Here is a 21,523-nt window from a genome sequence, read left to right as displayed (position 1 = left end):
GAGCGAAAAAAAATTAGCACGCCCGTGAAGCTAATTCAAGCTTCACGGGCAGACAAATTAAGACTCAATTAAAATTGTAAAAGAACTAATATAACCTAAAAAATCGCAGTTAGCCGTGACAGACACCACCTTCCAACCATCTTGCTCTATCTGCTCAATCTCTTGGTTGAGTGAGTTAACGTCTGGTCGTGGCCAAAAAAAATGCTTTTTCTTATTAAATATTACAACTCTTCTCATGCACCTCTCCATGCGCAATTATCAAACTGGCTAAGTATACAGGACAACAAAAAAGGTACAAAGGTAAATAATGGCTGCGATTATATGATGATTTATTACTGTTTTAGTGTGGGTAAGACCGCTACCAGTTTTATTATTCATCATTTACAGCGCAAAAGACGTAACACCAAAGGCTGTAAATCAAATCAATACATTACTCACGTGTACCCTTTGGTGATATTACTTCGCATGTTGGCGTACAAAGCTATCAAGCGCCGCAACCGACTTAATCACATATAGTGCTTTGGTTTGCGCGCTTTGCTCTAACTGCGATAAAAATGCTTCATTCCAAAATTGCGGGCAGCGCCTTAACGTTTTAATACTGGCAATCGTCCCTTTAAACACTGAGCTACCATCTGGCCAGCCTTCAGGCTTGGTAACTATGCTTTTTAATAGACGTTTTATCACAAACCAATAACTCACTCGATATGGTAAGTCGATGTAGACTAAGGTATCTGCCGCATCTAAGCGCTGTTTAAACGCATCCAACGGACCAAAGCCATCAATGATCCACGCATCAGTATTCAATATGTTTTGATGTGCTTTATCAAAAGCGACTCTGTCAACAAACTCGCCATTTGCTTGGTAGAGCATCGAGTCTAATTGATATAACGGGATGTGTATTACCGCGGCCAGTCCTTTACTCAGCGTAGACTTGCCGCTTCCCGGTTTACCAAAAACTGCTACTTTCTTCATGTAACCTCCTTGATGTGGCCCCACAAGGCAGATACAAAAAAACCCACCTTATTTTGGTGGGTTCATTAAAAAAGCACACAAAACCACCACTCCTAAGGAATGGTAATAATTCGTGTACTTGTGAGAAATAGTTTTATATTCATAACGGTACTTTCATGTAATGATTAATTATTGTCAAGCACACGTAAGGCCAGATGAGTGCATTGAGAAACAGCATCACTTTGTGGGCAAGCGAGCCACTAACTTTGGCATCGCTACTGTTTACTTAGCAGTAAGTTACCGCCAGATAGCGCCATCTATATACGATACTATTTTCAGCAATCCCTGCTAGTATCCACGCTTTTTTATTAAATCATCTTTGTTCTTTTTCAAGGTATTTATATCAGACTATTAAAACATTCAGTGATGTTGAAACAGGCATGCTTGCATGCCGTTTAGTCTAAGTTTTTAGTGGTAGTATAACCAAGAATAACTGAGCACTAGCGTGTTGGTCTCAGCGTTTCAATCACCTTCGCATCCATCCAGTATGGATTACCTTCCAGTAACTGGTGCCATCTTTTCTGACTTTATTGTCACCTCGCCAAAAAAATAAATACTTTCCGTCTGGTGATACTTTAGGTCGTTGTTCGTACGCAGCCGTATTAATCGAGCCTCCCATATTTATTGCGTTCGTCCACGTGCCATCTTGGTTACGAAAACTAATGTAGATATCAGGCGTGTTTTCACCTTCCTTTTCAGCATCCCACATAATATAAGACTCATCTGGCGCGATGTAGGGGTGAGCAATGTACTTTCCTTGGTTAATTGCCTTACTCATTTTGTGCGGTGTTTCATATTTACCATCAACGAGCCGCGAATAACTCAAATACCCACTGCCGTCTTTCAAATCTAAGACATAAAAGTAGTGTGTCCCTTTTGCTGAGGTGGTATAGCCTCTGATTGGAATATCTTTAAAAGGCTCGATGTTTTGTATGTGTGAAACCGGTGGGCTAAATTGCTCCTGATATGCTCTCATGTCTGCTTCAGGTATCGATTTTTCAATCCATTGATTGTTTTTATATTGCATCACAATCCATGTCGGTTTTTGGTATTCTCCACCAGAGCGAGTAAAAGAAAGCTCAGACATATCTGGCAAAAACAACACTTCAGTCTCGCTGTGCTCATCCGTAGAAACGACACCTGGAGCAAATAATTCGGGTATTAATCCCGGTGGCTTTTGTCCTAAACCGTAATTGTTTTGGGTATAACCTTTATCGCAAATTATTAAACTACAAAATAAAGCAATTGCAATGCTCATCTGCTTCATAAACTGTCCTTTTATTAGAGCCGGTGTAGCTTTCAAGTAAATATAATTGCATTAGGTAACAGCATGATCCAAGTACCTTTACAAAGCCTGACAATGACACCAGTTTGTCTTAATACTTGCTCAATTTGAAGGAGTAAATCTGACGCTAACTGCGTTAAAGGTTTCTTATTTAGAATAACTAAATAGCAAAATCTTTGTCTTGTTATCGACAAGATTTTCTCGCCTCAAAGTAGAGCACTTAATTAAGCAAATTGATGTTACACTGCAAAGCCGCGCCATTGCGGCATCAAAAGGCCTGCAATAAACCAAGGAACTTGTAGTACGAGAATACACAGTGCATACAAGCGCAACTGCTCAGCTGTCCATAGCGCAGCAAACCATCCTATGATAAAGAACGACTTCCACCCTTCTATTTTTTCAGCTCCACCAAAATTTAAAATCCAAAGCCAAAATGCCGCAAGTGTGACATGAGAAAGTATCCATGCAAGTAAACTCATACCTAACTCCTTGTCTCTAAGTTCGTACTTAATCCAGCTTTCGCTTCAGAAAATAAGTTAATGAAGCTGATATTAAACCACTCGGAATTTTCATTGCCTTTTTACCGCTTAGCTTGCTCATACTTTTCAACAATCGCATTGGCAATATCATTTAATTTCCCTTGAGTGTTGTTCGCTGAAACATTTGTGGCAATAAATATTCCTAACTTCTGCTTTGGATAAAGCGCAAGCCAAGTGGAAGTACCCATAGAACCTCCGCTGTGATAGAACATAGGATTAGCTGAGTGATACTCGTAAGTATTCCAAAAAAATGCATGGCCATGTTCACTGCTGCGTTCTGTTAATAAGGTGCGCGACAACAGCACTTCTTCTGCTTGGGTGCTGAGTAAATACTGCATATAATCTGCAATTGAAGCAGAAGTAGATGTTAGTCCACCTTCAGCGAACGAGTGTGGACTGAGTAACGGTGCAATTTTGCCGTTTCTATCTACCCCTCTCGTTATTTTACTTATCTCACTGGGCTCTAAACGAAACCTTGTGTGTTCTTCACCCGATTGTTCCGTGATCAATTGCGCAACAAGTGTAGATAACGGCCGGTTATACACGTTTTCCAAAATATACCCGGTCAGATTTGCGCCAACATTGGAGTATTGAAATGTCTCACCAGGCGTTGAGGTAAGTTGGTACTGAGCTAAATCTTCAAAAAACTTCGCTTTTGAATAGTTAGAAAACAGCTCAAAAGCCTTGCCAGACTTTATATCTGCGCTTGTATAAGCAAAATCTTGCGGTAAACCACTTCTGTGAGTCGCGAGATGACGCAAAGTGATAGGCTTGCCTAGATGCTGCAAGTTTTGATAATCACCTTCCTGCATATACACCCTAATATCTTCATCTAGTTGCACTTTTTTATCTACCACTGCCTTGGCAAGCAACAACCCAGTATAGGTTTTGGTGATAGACGCAATTTCATACACGGTATCATGGTGTGGCTTTGTACCATCAGGAAACTCGCCAAACTGCTTTTGATAGTTGAGCTTATCATTCACAATCGCGATGGAAGCAACTTGTGCATTTTCCTCAATCAGAAAATCTGTAAGTTTTTTCTCAACAAATGCGTCAAAGTCTAGTTTGTTATCGTTGTTGCAGGCGGTTAAAGCCAACAAAGAGAGCATCAAAAAGAGCATCAAACAAAGTAGGGTTAATGATTTCACTGAACGTAGCAGCATATTTACTCTGTCGCCTCGGTTAATTGATTAATGTATGCCTATAGAAGGTTTTTATTTACTTCATTATCAACCAGTCGCACGGCTATTTTGGCGTTTTGCAGCGCTTGCAAGTTTTCCTCATTCGCCTCAAATGCCTTTGCTAATGACTCATAAGCTTGCCAAGACTTAGGTTGATATTCGGTGTAACATTTCGCAACTTCTATCGCTTTTAGACTCGACCTTGTCTAATCAAATACGTACTAATGAAGCCGAGCCTATTAACACTATTCCAACGCGTTGATCTTGGCAATATAGTAAAATTACAACGTTCTCTTAATTGGGCGTAGGTGTTATTAATATTTTGTAGAACATTACCAGATTTAGTCACAATATCGCGATACTTCTTTTCCTTTTTAGGTCGTCTCCAACAACAGCAAAATAAATAACTTAAGCTGCGGTCAGCGCACAGACCTACTGGCGCTGACTTGTTTTCTTTAATTTTTGTAGCGCTTTTTGGCCAAGACCCGGTACAACTGTCGCTTGCGCGCTGTTTTGAAGTATTTTTTTGATAGATGTGCCATCCATATTTACAGAAAAGACATCATAAAAGCCATACACATTCTCTGAAGCGAAATACACCTTTGTGCCGTCTGGAGACCAGGATGGGTCCCACTCTTGAATGTCATTACGGGTCAGTCGCTTGTTATTGGTTCCATCAATATCCATGACATATACTTCCTGATTGCCATCTCTATTAGATAAATAAGCTATTTTTGTGCCATCTGGGGAAATTTGAGGAGACATGTTATCAGTGTCGTCTTGAGTGAGTTGAATAACCTCACTTCCATCCAAATTGGCAATGCTAATTTGGCTGGGGCTCGCTTTAGATTGATATAGTAATCGCCCATCTGGCATAAATTCTGGAGCACGACCTTCAAGATTTTTAATTTGGCGCTGTTCACTACCATCAGCATTCATTAACCAAATTTCTTCTTGCCAAACGCCTTCCTTATTTTCATATTCTCTAGCAAACGCTATTGTCATTCCATCCAAAGACCAAGCAGGTGCACTATCCCACACATATTTTTTACTGGTTAATCTTTTCATATTGCGGCCAGTAATATCAACGGTATGAATTGACCATGTTTTGAAGTTATCGTATTTACCGTAAAAGGTTACTTTTTCTCCTGATGGTGAGACAGCAGGATAGCCGTCACTTGACGTGGCTTTCACGATCTTTACTGGTGATTTACCATCTTGGTCACTTAAGTAAATCGCTTTGCTATTACCGTCTTTAAAACCATATATAATACCATACGACTCTGTTGATGGTTCGCTATATGATTGAACTTCATGAATAAAAAACAACATAATGGTGGAAAAACAAGCCAGTTTTGAGATGCCAATTTTTTTAACAAGCATTACTCAATCTCCCTTTTGTAGTTGTGTATCTAATTGGAAGACTACAGAAGTCTATCTACCAAAAACATGATGTTTTATTGATTTTTCGCTGAATTACACTTTTTCGTACTATTTAACCTGAGCTTCAGATAATTAATGCCTTTCTAGCAGCCAATTTTAGCGCTAACTGCGTTGAATTCACTTCCAATAGCCAGCTATTGGTGCGTAAATTCGCCTTGCCTACAGGAGGTAGGTACCTTAGCGAGAGCAGGACGCGGAAGCGGTGTTATCCCCAAAACTGTCTGGCTAGATAAGGGTATAATTTAATGTGGGCTTAAAAACAATGAGTTAGCTCATTCCTTATCCAAACCTCAGGTTATTTAGCTGTCACAAAACGCAGATATTGCTATAAACCCTTACATTTATTGTATAGAATAAATCAATAACCTCAGAACGCATACTCCCCTAACTCATTGATATTTAGACTCGATGAACAGAAAATGAATAAATTTACCAAAAAACACGTTATTTTCTTGATATTTTTTCACTTTTGCCTGTATTTTAGCTTTGATAATCTCCATTTTTTAGCTAATTTAACCCTATTTAGCAACAACATTGAAACAAGGTAATTCATGAAAAGAACACTTGCTGCCACCCTAATCGCTAGCGTGACTACTATTCCAACGGTTAACGCTATCGAGATATTCAAAGATGAAAATAATAGTGTCACGGTTGGCGGCTTTATCGATGCTCGAGTTATTAACACTCAAGGCGAGACTGAGTTGGTAAACGGCGCATCGCGTATTAACTTTGACTTTAAACGTCAGTTGAAAAACAACTGGCAGGCTTTTGCACTACTCGAATGGGGTGTAAACCCTGTTGGTAGTAGTGATATTGTTTACAGCAACCGCTTTGAATCAATACAAGATGAGTTTTTATATAACCGGTTAGGTTATGTTGGCATTAAGCACGATGAATACGGCCAAATTACCCTAGGAAAACAATGGGGCGCTTGGTACGACGTAGTATACAGCACCAACTACAGCCTAGTTTGGGATGGTAATGCTGCTGGTGTTTATACCTACAACAAAGACGACGGCGCAATCAATGGTACTGGTCGTGGTGATAAAGTGCTGCAATACCGTAATCAATTTGGCAAGCTCAGCTTTGCTATACAAGCTCAGCTAAAATCTGATGACTTTTATACTTGTGATGTCGTTGATATTTCCAGCAGCTCATGTGAAACACTGTTTAATCAAGGGGATAGCGCAGCACAAATGGTAGAGTTTAATTCAACCTACGGCGCGTCACTCACCTATGCAGCAACCGAAAACTTAACCCTCACAGCCGGTGTTAACCGCGGTGAGTTTGATATTGTCTATGCTGCTGGTCGAAATCAATCGGTTAAAGATTTAATTTATGGTGTCGGCATTACCTATGGCGATTTCTATAAGCCAGGTTGGTATGCAGCTGCAAACATCAATAAAAACGAAAACCACGATACCGATAACTTAGGGCGCTTAATCAAGGATGCCGTTGGATTAGAGTCGCTTGTTAGCTACCGTTTTGACAATGACGTGCGTACATTTATCGCTTATAACGTATTTGATGCGGGCGATGACTATGTGATCCAACCAAACTTCAATGCCGATCCTAATGATGTTTTTAAGCGTCAGTTTGCCGTGATAGGCGCACACTACTTTATGTCTGAAGACACTATTTTGTACATTGAAGCGCGTAAGGACTTTAGTGACTTCTCAAGCGCCGATGCCACGCAAGAAGCACAAATGTCACAAACCGAAGACGATGGTATCGCCATCGGTTTCCATTACACGCTTTAAGACTAAGCACTGTAATAATAACTTCAAGTGCATCAAAGCTCATGACTTTCGTGATCTTTGATGCACAAATTGATTTCAACATTCTGCCTGTGGCTGTATCTGGCCAAAATATACGATATTGAAAACTTACAAATTTACAGTGAGTTTAAAAATGCCAATACGGCTGATTTATCATTTGCCGACAAGCTTTCGTAAGCTACCCTCGCAGCTTGCGCTTCACCATCATGCCATAAAATAGCTTCTTCAATTGTTCGCGCACGACCATCGTGCAGATAGCTTGGCTCAGCGGTACAAAACTCATTGCCTTGCCCACCCAACACATTATTAACACCACCTGTCACACAAGCAGACAATCCAATCCCCCATAGTGGTGCTGTTCGCCACTCAGCGCCGCTAGCGATGCCTTCACCCAAGTTATCCGCAAGGCCGGGGCCCATATCATGTAGTAATAAATCGGTATACGGATGGATAGTTTGCGCACGTAACTCCGCCAATGGATGATACTCACTGGTTTCAAATGTTGCTCTATGGCAACCTTCACAGCCAATTGAGGTAAAGCGTGTCTTTCCTAATTGTACCTCAGGGTCGTCAAGACCACGCTGCGCTCTGACACCTAGCAAAGCAATATATTTGCTTAACGCATTGAGATACTGGTCAGACACTTCTACACCGCCACTTCCGCAGCTTGACTGAGATGCCCCACAGTCAGGATTTGGAAATACCGAGTTGGTTACCCCCATATCCGTATTAAATGCACTAGCGACTTGGTGTTTAATTGATGCCGCCACCGCTTTGTAGCCAAAGCGTCCTAACCGTGTTTGACCAGTAATAGGGTCGTTCACGCGCTGCGCTTTGCCCGAGATGCCGTCGCCGTTACTGTCGTGTTCATCCGCCAAGGCTAACACCGCACTCTCTGGTATTGCTTCAAGTAAGCCCAAGCCCACCAGCTGAGGCGCGATACGCGCTGAATAACGTGCTGGAGTGGTTTTACTAAATTGGTAATTGGGCGAACGCAAACCATTATTTTCGGTCCACGAGGCAATCGTTACATCTCCCTCGCCTTGCGTCTCGGTATCTATGCCTGTGTTTTTAGGCTGTAACACATTCCCCAATAAGGGATGGGCGTTGCCATTGATATCGGCCACTTTAAACACCCATTTTGCCAATGAGCCGCCAATAGCTGGTGGAGCCGCACGACCATTGCGAACATGGCAAGCTGCACAACTGTCATTGATATAATGCGGGCCTGACTTTCCAACCACCGCACTAAACACGCCATTTTCTCCGTTGCGTTCATCGTGCTCACCATTAACAAAACTACTGTGGTGAACACGTCTCCCCTGAACAAATGGCTGTCCATTTTGGCTCGATAAATTGGTCGCCATTTGCATAAAGTGGTTGTCAGGCTCATTAGTGTAATTGTATGGCAATGTGGTTTTGCCCCCTAACCAGCCCTCTTCTGCGATCGGGTAAGAATCTTCGCGTTGCGATGAGGGATCAGCAAAGTCGCCAACGGTTTTCCATGGGACAAGCCCTTCACCCACAATGTATAAATACGTTGTACCATAATAATTTTCTCGTCCTTCTGGTGGCGCATCAAGAAATTGGCTGACTTCAAACTCCATGCGCTGGCCAACTTCGAGAGGCAAAAAGCCTGCCGCAGGGTCCCAGTTGAGCGGTCTGTAGTCATCAATGATCACTCGGTAACGATATTGCTCACCTGAGTCACTTATCTTATTAAAGTTCATATCATAACTGCCATTATCAAGCTCAACGACCGCACCGCCACCAAAGTAATTACCGTGGTACTCAGCAACTGTGCCTAAGCCACGATACCAAGCTCGAAATTCGCGCGCACCGAGTTTCCATTCTGTAATAAAGGTCACTTCAATACGTGAGCCGCCTTTTGCAACAAAATCTGCGATTTCAAATTGCGCGGTGCGATGCGTCCAATAATGCGATAAATAATGATCATAGATTTGAAACTGATCTTCTTTTGCATGGCGGTCTCGGCCACGATCAGCAAAACGCGTAATTAGCGCATCTCCACGGTCATAACTCACTGCTTGCTCTAAAGGTGTTGTTGAATCATAAAGTGGAACAATAGTGCCAAAGCTGATCTCACAACCTTGGCTATCAACTTGGCGCCCCGTTGGTGTATTGGGACATTGGTCTAGATTATCTGGTACACCATCGTTATCGCTATCATTATTAGATGAACCAGCGATATTGAACTCAAGCCAGTTTAGATTTAACTCGCCGCCCGCCATTTCAACACGAACGGTATGTACGCCCTCATTTAACGTAATCGACGCAATATTTTGACTAATAAAGGTTTGCCAGCCACCCGTAGCAGGCACAACGGTACTGGCAACTAGATTACCATTAACAAGAACGTTATACGCTCCGTTACCAACTTGAGAGGCAACGCGTGCGGTCAAGTTATAGCTTCCCGCGCCTAAATTAACCTGATATTCAAGCCACTCTCCTGCCGACGTCCAACCTACGTTGTAACCACCGCCGTTGTCGCTGGTCAGCTCAATATCAACATCATCATTGCGATATTCGCCACCTGTATTGCCTGCATCGTTATCAAAATAGTTGCTGTAGCCTTCCGCTTCGATACGAAGTTGTTCAGTGATTAAAATGCTGCATCCATCGGCATTGACAACATCTCCCACAGGCGTATCTGGACACTGATCGATGTTATCATTCACGCCATCACCATCGCTATCGTTACCAGCTGAGGATTCTGAAAGTATATAGGCCTGTTCTGCGGTATCGACGACCGTTCCGTCCTCCTGTAGGTAAGTGAACCAAAAACTCACTACATCTCCCACTCCTAGCCCAGATATCGTCAGCTCATTGCGACCATTAATCACTTGCATGCGGACATTTTGCTGCACACCGCCGTTGACTCGATAATGAACATCCGCCCAGCCGGTAGTGTTAACATAGAAAGTTAAGGTATCCAGAGAGACCTGCTCCAATCCATCGGGTAAATTATTCAGTGGGCAGCCATTCGCATCAACTTCTTCATTTGGTTGAGTATTTGGACACTGATCGACGCTATCCTCAACACCATCTTGATCGCTATCGACAGGCGCGCTACCGCCCCCTGTCCAGGTAATATCGTCAATTGCCATTTGAAAAGAATAGCTAGGCTCTTGCCCAGCGACGGAGACAATATTGAAGTGATTTTTGATTGATTGTAATGCCACTAAGCTACCAGCTAACTCAGTGATTGGAATACGTACTTCACCCCATTGGCCATCACGAACAAGGCCATACTGATTGGTGTTCGCGGGGAATGTGATCCAGTTCTCATTGGTATAAGTGTCAGCAATGCCAATTCTGAAACTCACATCCGCAGGAATTTTAATCTTAAAATTTAAGTGCCCATCCCTAAAGTTGCTCATATCTCGCGCTTGACGGCTTTGAATACCGGCTCCAAACCACTGTGCAGGCGAATATTGCCATGCAATCACCTCATTGCCTTCATAGGCAGGGGCATTACCCTGAGTGAGTGAGTTTTGGTTCCACACATAAATATCCGCGTTGCTTCTCGGCACTAACTGATTATCGCTTGGCCCCTCACTAAAAACACCAAAGGTGCCGACTTCGGGCTCGGTGACATTACCGCTGAACACTTCACCTTGACCATCTAGCTCGTAAATACGCACATAATCCACCACCATTTTCCCAGGAAGTGGCGCGCTCACCTGCTCATTGCTAAGCGCGTCCGTAAATAACCCGCCGACAGCCAAATTCATCAATAGATAAAATGGCGCGTTGAATTCGTTTGACTCTTCACTAATGGCAAACGGGCTATCGAACATATCATATTCGACCCCATTATCCTCAACTGTGAAACGGATCGCCTCTTCGGTCCAATAAGTACGATAGATAACAAAGCGATTGGTTAAGGGGGTTGAGGACAAATGTGCATTATCGGTTTTGTATGCCACACTTGCTGCACAGGTTGGATTACCTTCATTACAGGCGGCATCTGCATAAAAAATTAAGTTAGAGCCTGTATAGTTATTGCCTGGTGCACCGGGAAAGCCAGCATCATTACGAGCGGCTTGAGATTGGCCCATCTCCATGATGTCGATTTCGCCTTTTGCCGGCCAGCTAGCTGTACTCGTCCCTAGCATCCAAAGTGCAGGCCAAAGTCCCGTGTCGACATCAGATACCTTCATTCTGATCTCTATCATGCCATACTGCACAGCAAGCTTATTCTTACTCTGGATCTTACCTGAGGTAAATGCCTTGCCACCCACAGCTTGATTTTTTGCTTCAAGAACAAGGCCTTTGTTTCCCGCCTCACCTACAATGTCGCTAATATAGACATTATTTTCACTGTACCATTGTAATTCTTGATTACCCCAACCACATATTCCTTGGTCACAACCGTCACCGACATCTATGCTCCATGTGTTGGTATCTAAGCTATTAAAATTATCTTGCCAAAGTAAATTACCCACAGCCGCGTTACCTTGCGAAGACGCACAAACCATCAGACTGATAACACCGATGTTTGCGAGCCTTGCGATTAACTTGCTACTCGTTTTCACTTTATGTCTCCAAATGTAAAATATAAAACTGTTTTAGCGATCAACCACTAAAAACGGATCCTTTTAATCACTTCATAAATCGCAGAAATGAAAGCGCTTACATTTCAATCCATAACAACCCCAAACAATTGAAAAATACAGCGCATTTCAAACACACGAGCTTTACTACACTCTTTTCAGCGCGGTGTAATCGTATGTTGAATGTTAAACCTAGCATGTAAGCGCTTACATTAACAAGAAAATAACAACAATTATTTTATTTTTACTTTTATTAACTTGAGCGCTCACGAAAAATTGTGGCCTTGTAGCCTGTGATGCGGTAATAGCTTGCAGTGGATTACTCCTAGATACACAGAGCGAAGCATTATCTGTATAGAAGGTACAAAGAGGTTCCACTACTTACCACTTATAATATATAGCTATTTGTTATATGGACAATATCAACATTTGATTATTTTATGTTCAATGCGTTTTCTAATAGCGCTATAGTATTCAGTGTTACATGGCCTCATTTAATCACCTAGTTAAAGAGCCAACTCAATAAAAAAATATATGATGATTAATACCAATTAGTCTTAATACTTGCTCAATTTGAAGTAGTAAATCTGGCCACAGTAAAAGCTTCTTTAAACCACTCAGAAGGCAATGATTATGGGAACGTATAAAACAGACAGTAGCATCAACAGAAGTCATGGTATTCTTAAGACACCACAAACAGAAGCGGAATTTATTCGCATTTTAGATCATTTTGTCGGTCGTCATATTGAACTGGCTCTTGCACACTTCGGTAATCCAAAAACCGCCATCAAGCACACTGACAACAAGCAACAAGTTTATTTTTCAAAATCAGCTAACAGTTTTAATAGCAATTGCGGTTTTACTATTAATGCTTTAGGTACTATTTGCGATTACTCCTTTACCCGCACCTAAAAATAGAAAAGAAGCTTATAAAGAAATAAGCTTCTTTAACTTTTTAAAAACACACATTTATATTAACAAAAAATAAACTAACAGACCATTTTTGGAACTGGTAATCCTACCCACTCATAAAAAGCTTTTATATCTGGCTCAAAGTCATGAATTACAGGATACCAAGGAGTCGGTGCTTCAACATCATGCATCACACCACATTGCGGGCAGTAGTATTCTCGATATACTTGCCATTTAGGATCTGGCGCCATTAGTAAAGGATAGACCTCTTTAAACTTTTCGGGCTTATCGCGAACATAGATCAACGCATTCATTTTCCAGTTTTCTTTATAAGGTCCAAAAACATAGCCACAGCTACATTTATTGAGCAATTTATTTTCTTTTGATTCCACAATATAAAGATGTGGACCAAGAGGGAGAATAATTTTGTCCTGCCAACTAACCTTCTCTTGTAGAACACTAATATAATTTATAAACCTATCCTTATCCTTGGGCATAAATAACATTTTTCTGACTGTTTCCCAGTCTAAGTCACCATCCACTAAATCAGCGACTTGCTTACGTGTATATGTAGTAGACATAATAACCTCAGAATTAGTTTAGTGGCGGAATGTATTCCGCCCATTGAATTTATTGCTCGACCAAAACGACTGTACTCACATCTGGCATTTGACTTAAGTCCATCGCATGGGTTGCGCCAAAACATGGCACACCAAGTTCTTTCTCAGTAACAATCCATTCCTCAGGTAACTGCCAAAACTGACGAAATTTATCTAAAAATGGTTGCGATAACTCAAAGCTAGAAGCAAACATTTGCTTTACTTGTATTGATGCTTCTTTTGCGAGAATGCGTTCTCGCTCACTAGCCATCCATATTTTGACTGGGATCCCTCTTGCCAAACGCTCCAACCGCATCTGTTTTTGGCGAATTAATGTTTGCTGCTTATCTACTACAAAATCTCCTTCATCATTGCGACTAAATATAGCGCCGTAGACCTTTTGCGCAAACTCTTCAAGCAGCACATTATCATTGAGATCCTTTTCAATATGCTCAATACGTCTATCAAGAGGATCACCAAAGCCTGGTCCGCCGCGCAAGTAATTCAGATATAGATCACCATTACTGAATATTGCCTCCGTGGTTATACATTGCTTATCTCGCTTTATGCTTGCGCCTGGTTCAAGGTGATTTTCAAAGTCAGGGTGGTCAGGGTTATAATCATGTCCGAGAGGTAAGGATTTACCGTCAGCTATACGTTGATGCAAACCTGTATTATGTGCCTCAAACCGGTAACCCGTTGCCGAGGGATAACCTCCCATTAAGCCCCAATCGCTGTTCATATAGCCATTACCCATAAAGAACATGGTCCAATCTGCTGAGTTATGTACCATACGTAGCGTTTCAAACCCCATACCACCACGGTATTTACCATAGCCACCAGTATTCGATTTAATTGCTCGTCCCATGTAAAGAAGTGGCTCTGCAAGTTCCCAAATTTCGCAATCTCCCATGTCACCCTCTGGGTTCCAAATAGCAGCAGCATGGTTAAGACCGTCTTTCACAGCGCAAGCCCCCGTTCCACATGCCGCCGTCTCAAAGCTATTAACTGCATGTATTTCTTCTTCTTGATTAAAGCCTCCACCTTGCATCCAATTACAGGGATTAGAATTACCTGCATTCACTTCTTCCAAATAGCCACGCGCAAAGTAACCGCGACTAATAACCCGCCATAATGAACTCCACGATGACACCAAAAAGTGCCATGAGTCAGCATGTGCTGTGCGGCGATCATTCGGATTTGTCCAAGTCCCTTTTGGCAATCTAAATTCAGTCGCATACATAGCACCATCATTGATACGCTCCGTCGGTACGAGAGTTTGTGTCATCATCACCCAGATACCACTGGTGAATGCGGTAGGATTTGCATTGTAAGTGTGCCACCCCCAACGGCTGCATCCTTCAAAATCAAGCCGCCAGGTCGCATTTGGCTTGATGGTGATAGTGCAAGGTGCGTGCATAATGGTATCTACCTTGGCAAAAGGAGAGGGTAAATGAACATCCTCATGCATATAAGGTACATCCACAAAGCCCACGGTATGATATTTACCAGGAATAGTAATATCACGAATTCGGCTGACCAGACCTCGGCGGCCATCTTCGATAATTTCATGGGTAAATTGCATATAGGTGTCTATGCCAACATCGGCAATAACCTCCTCAACAATATCGCGGATCATATGATCCCCCGCTATGCGGGTTTTTTCATCTAAGATCCAATATTTGGGGGTACGTACATTACGCTGGCTCTCATGCTGCCAATCCCGCATCGGCTTATCATTAACACCCGTTTTACGACAGGTAATTTGGATCCCATCGCCAAATCGCTGCACTTGTCCATTTGACATTGAGCCAGGTCCCACCGAACCAGTATCGATTACATGGGTTACCCCTCCGACCCACCCGACTAAAAAGCCTTCGTGAAAAATAGGAACGATAGTACAAATATCACAAGGGTGAACATTACCTATTTGACAATCATTATTGGTAAACATATCTCCAGGATTAATACCAGGGTCTTCCTGCCAATTATTTTCTATCATGTACTTGATAGCGGCTCCCATTGTACCAACATGAATAATAATCCCGGTCGAAGTACAAACACAGTCTCCAGCTGTATTGTAGAGAGTAAAACAGAGCTCTCCTTCTTGTTCGACAATCGGCGAAGCAGCAATTTTTTTTGAAGTTTCCCTCGCATTTACTACCCCTGCTCGTAATTTGGAGAATATTTTTTCATATTTTATTGGCTCACTTCTCTTTAGTTTTAATTCTGTTAGACCATCATAGGTCCCTGTCTTTTTTGATCTTAAATAAATATCGTCTCTATTTTGTTTTAATGTTTTACCATTTGCTAAGATCGATGCTTTTTTATTTTGCTGATTTGGATTCACTACTGGGATATTCATAATATAAAATCCTCTTAAAGTGGCGTTGTGCTTACACTTCTATTAAATGAAATAAACGGTGGGTATCCATAAAACTTTCGAAACCCGGAGGTACCACAAAGGTGGTGGCATCGGACTCAATGATGCAGGGTCCTTTTAAACGATTACCGGCATTAATTTTTTCCATTAGATACAATTGCGCATCGTGCCAGCGGTGTTCAAAATAAAACTTTCGACTACCCAGTTTTGCTTCTTCCGAAACTTCGGGTCCTACATCCGGTTCTTCAGGAATGGTCGGTTTTTTTACATTAACAGTGCCATGCATAATGGCTGTTGTAACACCATAGCCAAGCTCAGGAGAGCGGGCAGCCCTTGCATAGACTCGGCTGAAGGTTTCTTCAAATGCAATAGTAAGTTGTTCCCAATCTTGGCTACTTGCCACAGAATGTAGAGGCGAGACAATTTCTAAATCATTTAGTTGCCCCATGTATTGCATACTAAAGCCAGGTGCAAGTGTTACGTCGCTATCTTCAAACCCATTTACTCTGAATTCTTCTAATACTTTTTCACGCAGCTCATCCCAAGCAAGCTGCAACTCTCTCACTGCGAGCTCTTTCGCTTCATCAGTACTATCAGGGGGAATGGCCACATCAACGCTTTTATCATAACGATATTCAAACTCAGCAGAAGCACAACCAAAAGCAGAAAAGCCTGCTGCCCAAGCAGGTACAATGGTTTCTTGAAATCCGAGTCCTTTGGTGTAGCCGTATGCGTGTACAGGGCCTGCACCACCATATGAAAAGCACACAAAATCAGCCGGTGCATAACCTTTACTAGAGATCATGTCCGCTAAATGCTGTCGCAACGAGGCATCAAGAAGTTCAATCACCCCAGCGGCAGCTTCTTCTACCGATAAATTCAGTTTATCGGCAATTTGCTCCTTAATGCATTGTCTTGAGCGGGCAACATCGAGTTGTAAGGTGCCACCAAGAAAGTTATCCGGATTAAGATATCCCAACACTAAGTGACAATCTGTCACCGAAACAGTTTCTATCCCTCCTTCTTGCCAACAAGTTCCAACTCTAAAACCTGCACTATCAGGACCTAATTTAATTGCTTCTGAATAGGGATCGATACGCACAAAGCTACCAGCTCCCGCTCCCACAGTATCCATCCCGACTAAAGGAAGAGATAAGACCAACCTAGCCATATCTTTATCTCGACCTATGGCAAAATTGCCTTTAGTGATCAGCGCCATATCAAAGCTCGTCCCTCCTATATCAGAGCATGCTATATTTTCATAACCCAGCTCTTTCCCTAAATATGCAGCACCGATAACACCACCAATGGGGCCTGAGACTAACGTTCGGGCGAGCTCTTTTGCTTTCCAGCTAATCGTCCCACCGTGACTTGCCATTACCCGCACATCAAAACCTCCACCTAAATACGCCATCTGATCACTGAGGGCCTTTAACGTCACGCGTGAAGGTTCGGCGGCATAAGCCTCAAGCACAGTAGTATTAGTTCGATGGCTTTCTTTTCGACTCGGGTAATAATCACAAGAGGCAAAAACTGGAATTGCCTTTCCAGATTTCTGAACTTCTTCAATACATATATCTCGCACTGCTCGTTCATGTTTTGCATTAGTGTGAGAATTTAAAAAGCTGATAACAATGGCTTTAACATCTCGTGCTATTAAGGCTTTTGCCGCCATGGCCGCTTCGGATAGGTTGACGGGGATAACTTCAGTGCCTTGGCAATCAATGCGCTCAGTCACTCCTCGAGTATCTTGAATGGTCACTAATGGGTCATCATAATGATGCGCATTCAGGTGAATACGATCTTCAAAGGCATACCCTAAATAGCTTTGTAATGCCCTACCCATACGATGGTTGTCTTCGAAGCCTTTACTACAAATTAACCCTGTACGATTTCCCTTTCGCGAAACCACACGATTTAACATTGCAGTGCCCGAGTAAACACAGGTGATCATCTCACTAAAAACCTCTTCCAGTGATCTATCCCACCCTAGTAAGGCATCTATACTTGATTCGATTACAGCCGCAGTCTCGTCATCACTACTTTGCGCTTTACCTACTATAAACTGACCATCTGCAGCAACAAAAAATGTATCAGTCATAGTGCCACCAGCATCAATACCAAGCACTTCTATTGGATTATCTACATTCATTATTATCTCCTAAGTGGATTAATATTTTTCTGAACGTTAGCCGGCTAATCCAAACTCAAGCTCGTAAATAGAGCTGAAATTATTACAAGATCTATACAGGATTTCTGCGTTTAGATTCAATTACCTAAAGCTTATAATGGTAAAGTTTGTAATCGCTATTTAGACGGTTAACTACCCTCTACCGCAAACCTTGTGCCATATAGATAATATTCCCTAATATATTTATAACATTAAGAAACTTAAGAAATTTATGTTTTTACGTAGAGTTAAGAAAAGATAAAGAAGTGAAGTATTTTCGGTCATTCGACCTAAAACCGGTCACTCGTTTACAAACATATTAATTGCACAAGGGCTGTGCTAAATAGAAGTGAAGCTTATTATTAGCCTAAGTTAAATTTTTGAATTTTTTGGTATAAGGTGCTTTTAGCTATTCCTAATTGTAGAGCCGCTTTGGTGATATTGCCTTTATTTTTCTTTAGTGCAGCAGCAACTGTCATTTGCTCAACTTGCTCGAGACTCAAGTTAGTCAATAAGCTAGTTTCAGCATTGCTAGGATCGCAATACGCTTGATTAACTGAGTCTGTTTGTTGTTTTGCTTTTTTCTTATTAAAGGTGGCTAAGAATGGAAATTCCTCAAGTAGATCCGCCACGGTTAGTCTATCCCCACTACTCATTAAGTAAGCGCAATCAATCACATTCTTCAATTCGCGTACGTTACCTGGCCAGTGGTATTCAGCAAGTAAAGCGTATAGCTCGGGGCTAATACTGGTGACTTGAGCTTCCGATTGTGTGCTCAAACGCTCAATAAAAGCAGCAACTAATTGGGGGATATCACTTTTACGTTCATTTAAAGGAGGAATATAGAGTTTAACAGTGGCAATACGATAATATAGGTCACTACGGAACAGACCTTGTTTGACCAGCTCACTTAAATCGCGGTTAGTAGCAGCTAAGACCCTAAAATGAAGTTTACGTTGCTTGGTCTCTCCTAACCGACAGATCTCCCCCTCTTGCAATACCCGCAAAAAATTAGCCTGAATATCCAGTGGTATCTCACCAATTTCGTCAAGGAATAACGTTCCACCATTAGCAGCTTCAATTTTACCTACCTTTCCACCACGAACAGCACCAGTAAAAGCACCTTCTGCATAACCAAATAATTCACTGGCAATTAACTCTCTTGATAAGCCTCCACAGTTTAGGGTCACCAAAGGGCCTTGACTAAAACCACTGCTAGCATGAATAGCTCGAGCAAAAAGTTCTTTTCCCACTCCTGTCTCGCCTTGAATTAATACAGGAATATCTAATCCACTTAAGCGCTGTGCTTTATTTATCACTTTTGTTAAAGCCGGTGCGTTGCCAATTATATGTGTAAATGAAGAGCCGTTATTTGAAACCGATAAATCAGCCCTATGTATAGCCTTTTTAGCAGGAGGAACCACAAGAAGCGTACCAAGAAGCTCATCACCCGCGAATATAGGCTGCGTCCATTTCTCGGGAAATAAGTTGCGCAGTTGCTTTAAAATCCCGCCTTCAGAATCAATTGAAGAGAGATCAGTTAAGGAAAATGGAATAGCATGCTGAGCAAGGTTAGCACCAAACTGGCGACTTTCTTTAATAACGCCTCCCTCTTTATCTAGCAAAAGTAAGCCGTTTTTTGTCGTATCAGAGTAATTCGCTAGCGCTGCATTAAACAAGGTATTATGCTGCTCAAGCTTGAGACTTAGCAGCTGATTTTCTATACGAGCTGCAGTATCAGCAACTAGGGCACGGGCATGATAACTAAATTCATGATTTAAACCTGATAAGTCTAAAACTCCGATCACTTCCCTAGTGATTGGTTCTCGAATAACCACAGCCGTGCATGTCCAGAGCTTGATCCCCTCACAAAAATGTTCAGTTGTATTGATTTGCACTTGACTACCAACCGCTAAAACAGTCCCTATTGCATTAGTCCCGGCGGCAGATTCACTCCAGATGGCACTGGGATGTAACTTAATTTCGCGCCCTGCTTCTAACGTTTTCTCATCCCCTCTACATGTAAGCATACGCCTTGTTTGTCGGCTAAAATCAGCATAGAGCCCGACTCAGCCAATAACTTTCCAACCTTACGCATAGCTGGCTTGGCGGCTTTTATCAGTTGTTCATTATTAGTTAGTAATAATTGAAAGTCGGACTCATTAATATACTGGCTAGTTTGGTTCAAAGTAGGGTCAACACCATCGTGAAGACAACGCTGCCATGAATCTGCAACGACGGTACGAATAGAGGAATGAGGCGAGTTACCAGCACTAACAAACCGCTCCCACGCGAGATTAATTTGTTTTTCAGATGCTAGAAGCTTAAGTTTATCGTTATGTAACATGCAGTATCTCCAAGCGCATTTGCGCTATCTTTATAGTGAGATATATCGTATGGGCATCATAACCTGTGCTAAATAAAGCACCAAACTAGGTTATAAAGTAACCTATAGAAAACTAAGGGTCAATGAGTAACTACTCCAGCCCTCTTAAAGCTCGCACGTGATTCGCGTATAGCCAACATAATTGGCTGAGACTGCTCACCTCTTATGATAGGGTAAGATAACGTACAGTATTTTAAATTGACATCAATCGGTTATGCTTTTACAGCACGCACACATCATCAGGTGAAGCGTAAACCTGACATCTATTGCTGCTTCAACCGTATTACAACTCGCGAATAAAATTATTTAGCCCAAGATAACCGATAAAATATCACCATGGCGTGTTGGCAAAATAGTGAGACAAATAGTCGATCAACGCCCGCACGGTTGGAGACATATACTTTCTCGAAGAATAGAGCACGTATATATTCATATCGTTTGGCTTCCAATCAGGTAGTACCTGCTTAAGCTCACCAGATTTGATGTAGTGATTAACCAAATAAGTGGGTTGAATTGCCAGACCAGCGCCATTTAACGCTGCGTGCAATAAGGCGGTCGCTTCGTTCGCAGTTAAACGGCAGTTTACCGCTACCGACTGTTGTGAGTTACCTTTGCGCAAATGCCAGATATGCTGCTGAAAGTTCTTATACCCGAGGCACAAGTGCTCAGCTAGGTCATCAGGTTTTGTGATTTCACTTGTACTCGTAAGGTACTGCGGCGACGCCACGATAACAGAGTCACATACTGCAATTGATTTACCAATCAAAGAAGGGTCCGGTACAGAGGCAATACGAATAGCAAGATCTATCTGACTCTCAGTGAGATCGGCCACAGAATCTTGCAAATCAATATCAATATTCACATCAGGATGTGCTGACATAAACTGTTGAATAGCAGGCATAAGTTGAGAAAAGCCAAAAGACATACTGGTTGCTAGTCGAACCATACCTGACAGTTTGCCGCTGGTATTCGCCAATCCGGTTATGGTGTCGGCTTGCCTCAGCCACTGTCTCACTTCTTCCAAGCAGGACTCCCCTGCTGTCGTTAAAGACACTCTTCTCGTGGTGCGATGTAATAAACGAATGTTTAGCCAGCTCTCCATTGCTTCAATGTACCGAGTTACCATGGGGCGAGACATATCTAGCCTGTCAGCCGTCGCGGTAAAGCTACCCGTGATTGCAACGTCGGCAAATACCTTAGCAGCGATGAGTCTATCCATTTATTTGCTCGATTTATGAAACAATGATATTTAGTTT

At 42.1% G+C, this 21,523-nt stretch carries 15 protein-coding genes; 2 read left to right on the top strand and 13 right to left on the bottom strand.

What is annotated here, in order from left to right:
* Nucleotides 1-57: 57 nt before the first annotated feature.
* The 6 genes from B1L02_RS05780 to B1L02_RS05750 all read right to left on the bottom strand — a co-directional run bounded on the left by B1L02_RS05780 (nt 58) and on the right by B1L02_RS05750 (nt 5,402).
* Nucleotides 58-237: a hypothetical protein gene (locus B1L02_RS05780; RefSeq protein WP_010377480.1), complete on the bottom strand. Its 180-nt coding sequence runs from the start codon at nt 235-237 to the stop codon at nt 58-60.
* A gap of 219 nt (nt 238-456) precedes the next feature.
* Nucleotides 457-972 (bottom strand): adenylate kinase, encoded by a 516-nt coding sequence (locus B1L02_RS05775; protein WP_088530263.1) that lies wholly within the window; start codon nt 970-972, stop codon nt 457-459.
* A gap of 505 nt (nt 973-1,477) precedes the next feature.
* Nucleotides 1,478-2,278, bottom strand: coding sequence for a hypothetical protein (locus tag B1L02_RS05770; protein ID WP_232003145.1), 801 nt, complete (start codon nt 2,276-2,278; stop codon nt 1,478-1,480).
* Between the two features lie 257 nt (nt 2,279-2,535).
* On the bottom strand, nt 2,536-2,775 hold the full coding sequence (locus B1L02_RS05760) for a hypothetical protein (protein WP_088530261.1): 240 nt from the start codon (nt 2,773-2,775) through the stop codon (nt 2,536-2,538).
* 101 nt (nt 2,776-2,876) lie between these two features.
* Nucleotides 2,877-4,001 (bottom strand): serine hydrolase domain-containing protein, encoded by a 1,125-nt coding sequence (locus B1L02_RS05755; protein ID WP_223191910.1) that lies wholly within the window; start codon nt 3,999-4,001, stop codon nt 2,877-2,879.
* A 450-nt stretch (nt 4,002-4,451) separates the two neighbouring features.
* Nucleotides 4,452-5,402 (bottom strand): TolB family protein, encoded by a 951-nt coding sequence (locus B1L02_RS05750; protein ID WP_088530260.1) that lies wholly within the window; start codon nt 5,400-5,402, stop codon nt 4,452-4,454.
* A 611-nt stretch (nt 5,403-6,013) separates the two neighbouring features.
* On the opposite strand from B1L02_RS05750, the gene B1L02_RS05745 reads away from it, so the two are divergent.
* Nucleotides 6,014-7,222: a porin gene (locus tag B1L02_RS05745; RefSeq protein WP_088530259.1), complete on the top strand. Its 1,209-nt coding sequence runs from the start codon at nt 6,014-6,016 to the stop codon at nt 7,220-7,222.
* A gap of 134 nt (nt 7,223-7,356) precedes the next feature.
* On the opposite strand, the gene B1L02_RS05740 is transcribed toward B1L02_RS05745, so the two are convergent.
* Nucleotides 7,357-11,799, bottom strand: coding sequence for a di-heme oxidoredictase family protein (locus tag B1L02_RS05740; protein WP_088530258.1), 4,443 nt, complete (start codon nt 11,797-11,799; stop codon nt 7,357-7,359).
* A 651-nt stretch (nt 11,800-12,450) separates the two neighbouring features.
* On the opposite strand from B1L02_RS05740, the gene B1L02_RS05735 reads away from it, so the two are divergent.
* The gene (locus B1L02_RS05735) at nt 12,451-12,729 is read left to right on the top strand and encodes a hypothetical protein (protein ID WP_088530257.1); all 279 of its coding nucleotides are present in this window, start codon (nt 12,451-12,453) and stop codon (nt 12,727-12,729) included.
* A gap of 77 nt (nt 12,730-12,806) precedes the next feature.
* Here B1L02_RS05735 and B1L02_RS05730 read toward each other — a convergent pair whose 3' ends face one another.
* From B1L02_RS05730 to B1L02_RS05705, 6 genes are all read right to left on the bottom strand, one after another.
* Nucleotides 12,807-13,310 (bottom strand): acetone carboxylase subunit gamma, encoded by a 504-nt coding sequence (locus B1L02_RS05730; RefSeq protein ID WP_088530256.1) that lies wholly within the window; start codon nt 13,308-13,310, stop codon nt 12,807-12,809.
* A 49-nt stretch (nt 13,311-13,359) separates the two neighbouring features.
* A complete protein-coding gene (locus B1L02_RS05725; protein WP_088530255.1) occupies nt 13,360-15,693 on the bottom strand; it encodes a hydantoinase B/oxoprolinase family protein in 2,334 nt (777 codons plus the stop codon).
* 31 nt (nt 15,694-15,724) lie between these two features.
* Nucleotides 15,725-17,863 (bottom strand): hydantoinase/oxoprolinase family protein, encoded by a 2,139-nt coding sequence (locus B1L02_RS05720; RefSeq protein WP_088530254.1) that lies wholly within the window; start codon nt 17,861-17,863, stop codon nt 15,725-15,727.
* Nucleotides 17,864-18,243: 380 nt separating this feature from the next.
* Nucleotides 18,244-19,911 carry a sigma-54-dependent Fis family transcriptional regulator gene (locus B1L02_RS05715; protein WP_088530253.1) on the bottom strand — a complete coding sequence of 556 codons (1,668 nt, stop codon included), beginning with the start codon at nt 19,909-19,911 and terminating at the stop codon, nt 18,244-18,246.
* Nucleotides 19,878-20,228, bottom strand: a complete 351-nt coding sequence (locus B1L02_RS05710; protein WP_088530252.1) for a hypothetical protein — start codon at nt 20,226-20,228, stop codon at nt 19,878-19,880. The genes B1L02_RS05715 and B1L02_RS05710 overlap by 34 nt, the downstream gene beginning before the upstream one ends.
* A 370-nt stretch (nt 20,229-20,598) precedes the next feature.
* Entirely contained in the window at nt 20,599-21,486 is an 888-nt protein-coding gene (locus tag B1L02_RS05705; protein WP_088530251.1) for a LysR family transcriptional regulator, read from the bottom strand.
* Nucleotides 21,487-21,523: the final 37 nt, after the last annotated feature.

Source organism: Pseudoalteromonas piscicida (assembly GCF_002208135.1).
In the GTDB taxonomy this organism is placed as follows: Bacteria; Pseudomonadota; Gammaproteobacteria; order Enterobacterales; family Alteromonadaceae; genus Pseudoalteromonas; species Pseudoalteromonas piscicida_A.
This window is presented reverse-complemented; position numbering and strand designations above follow the sequence as displayed.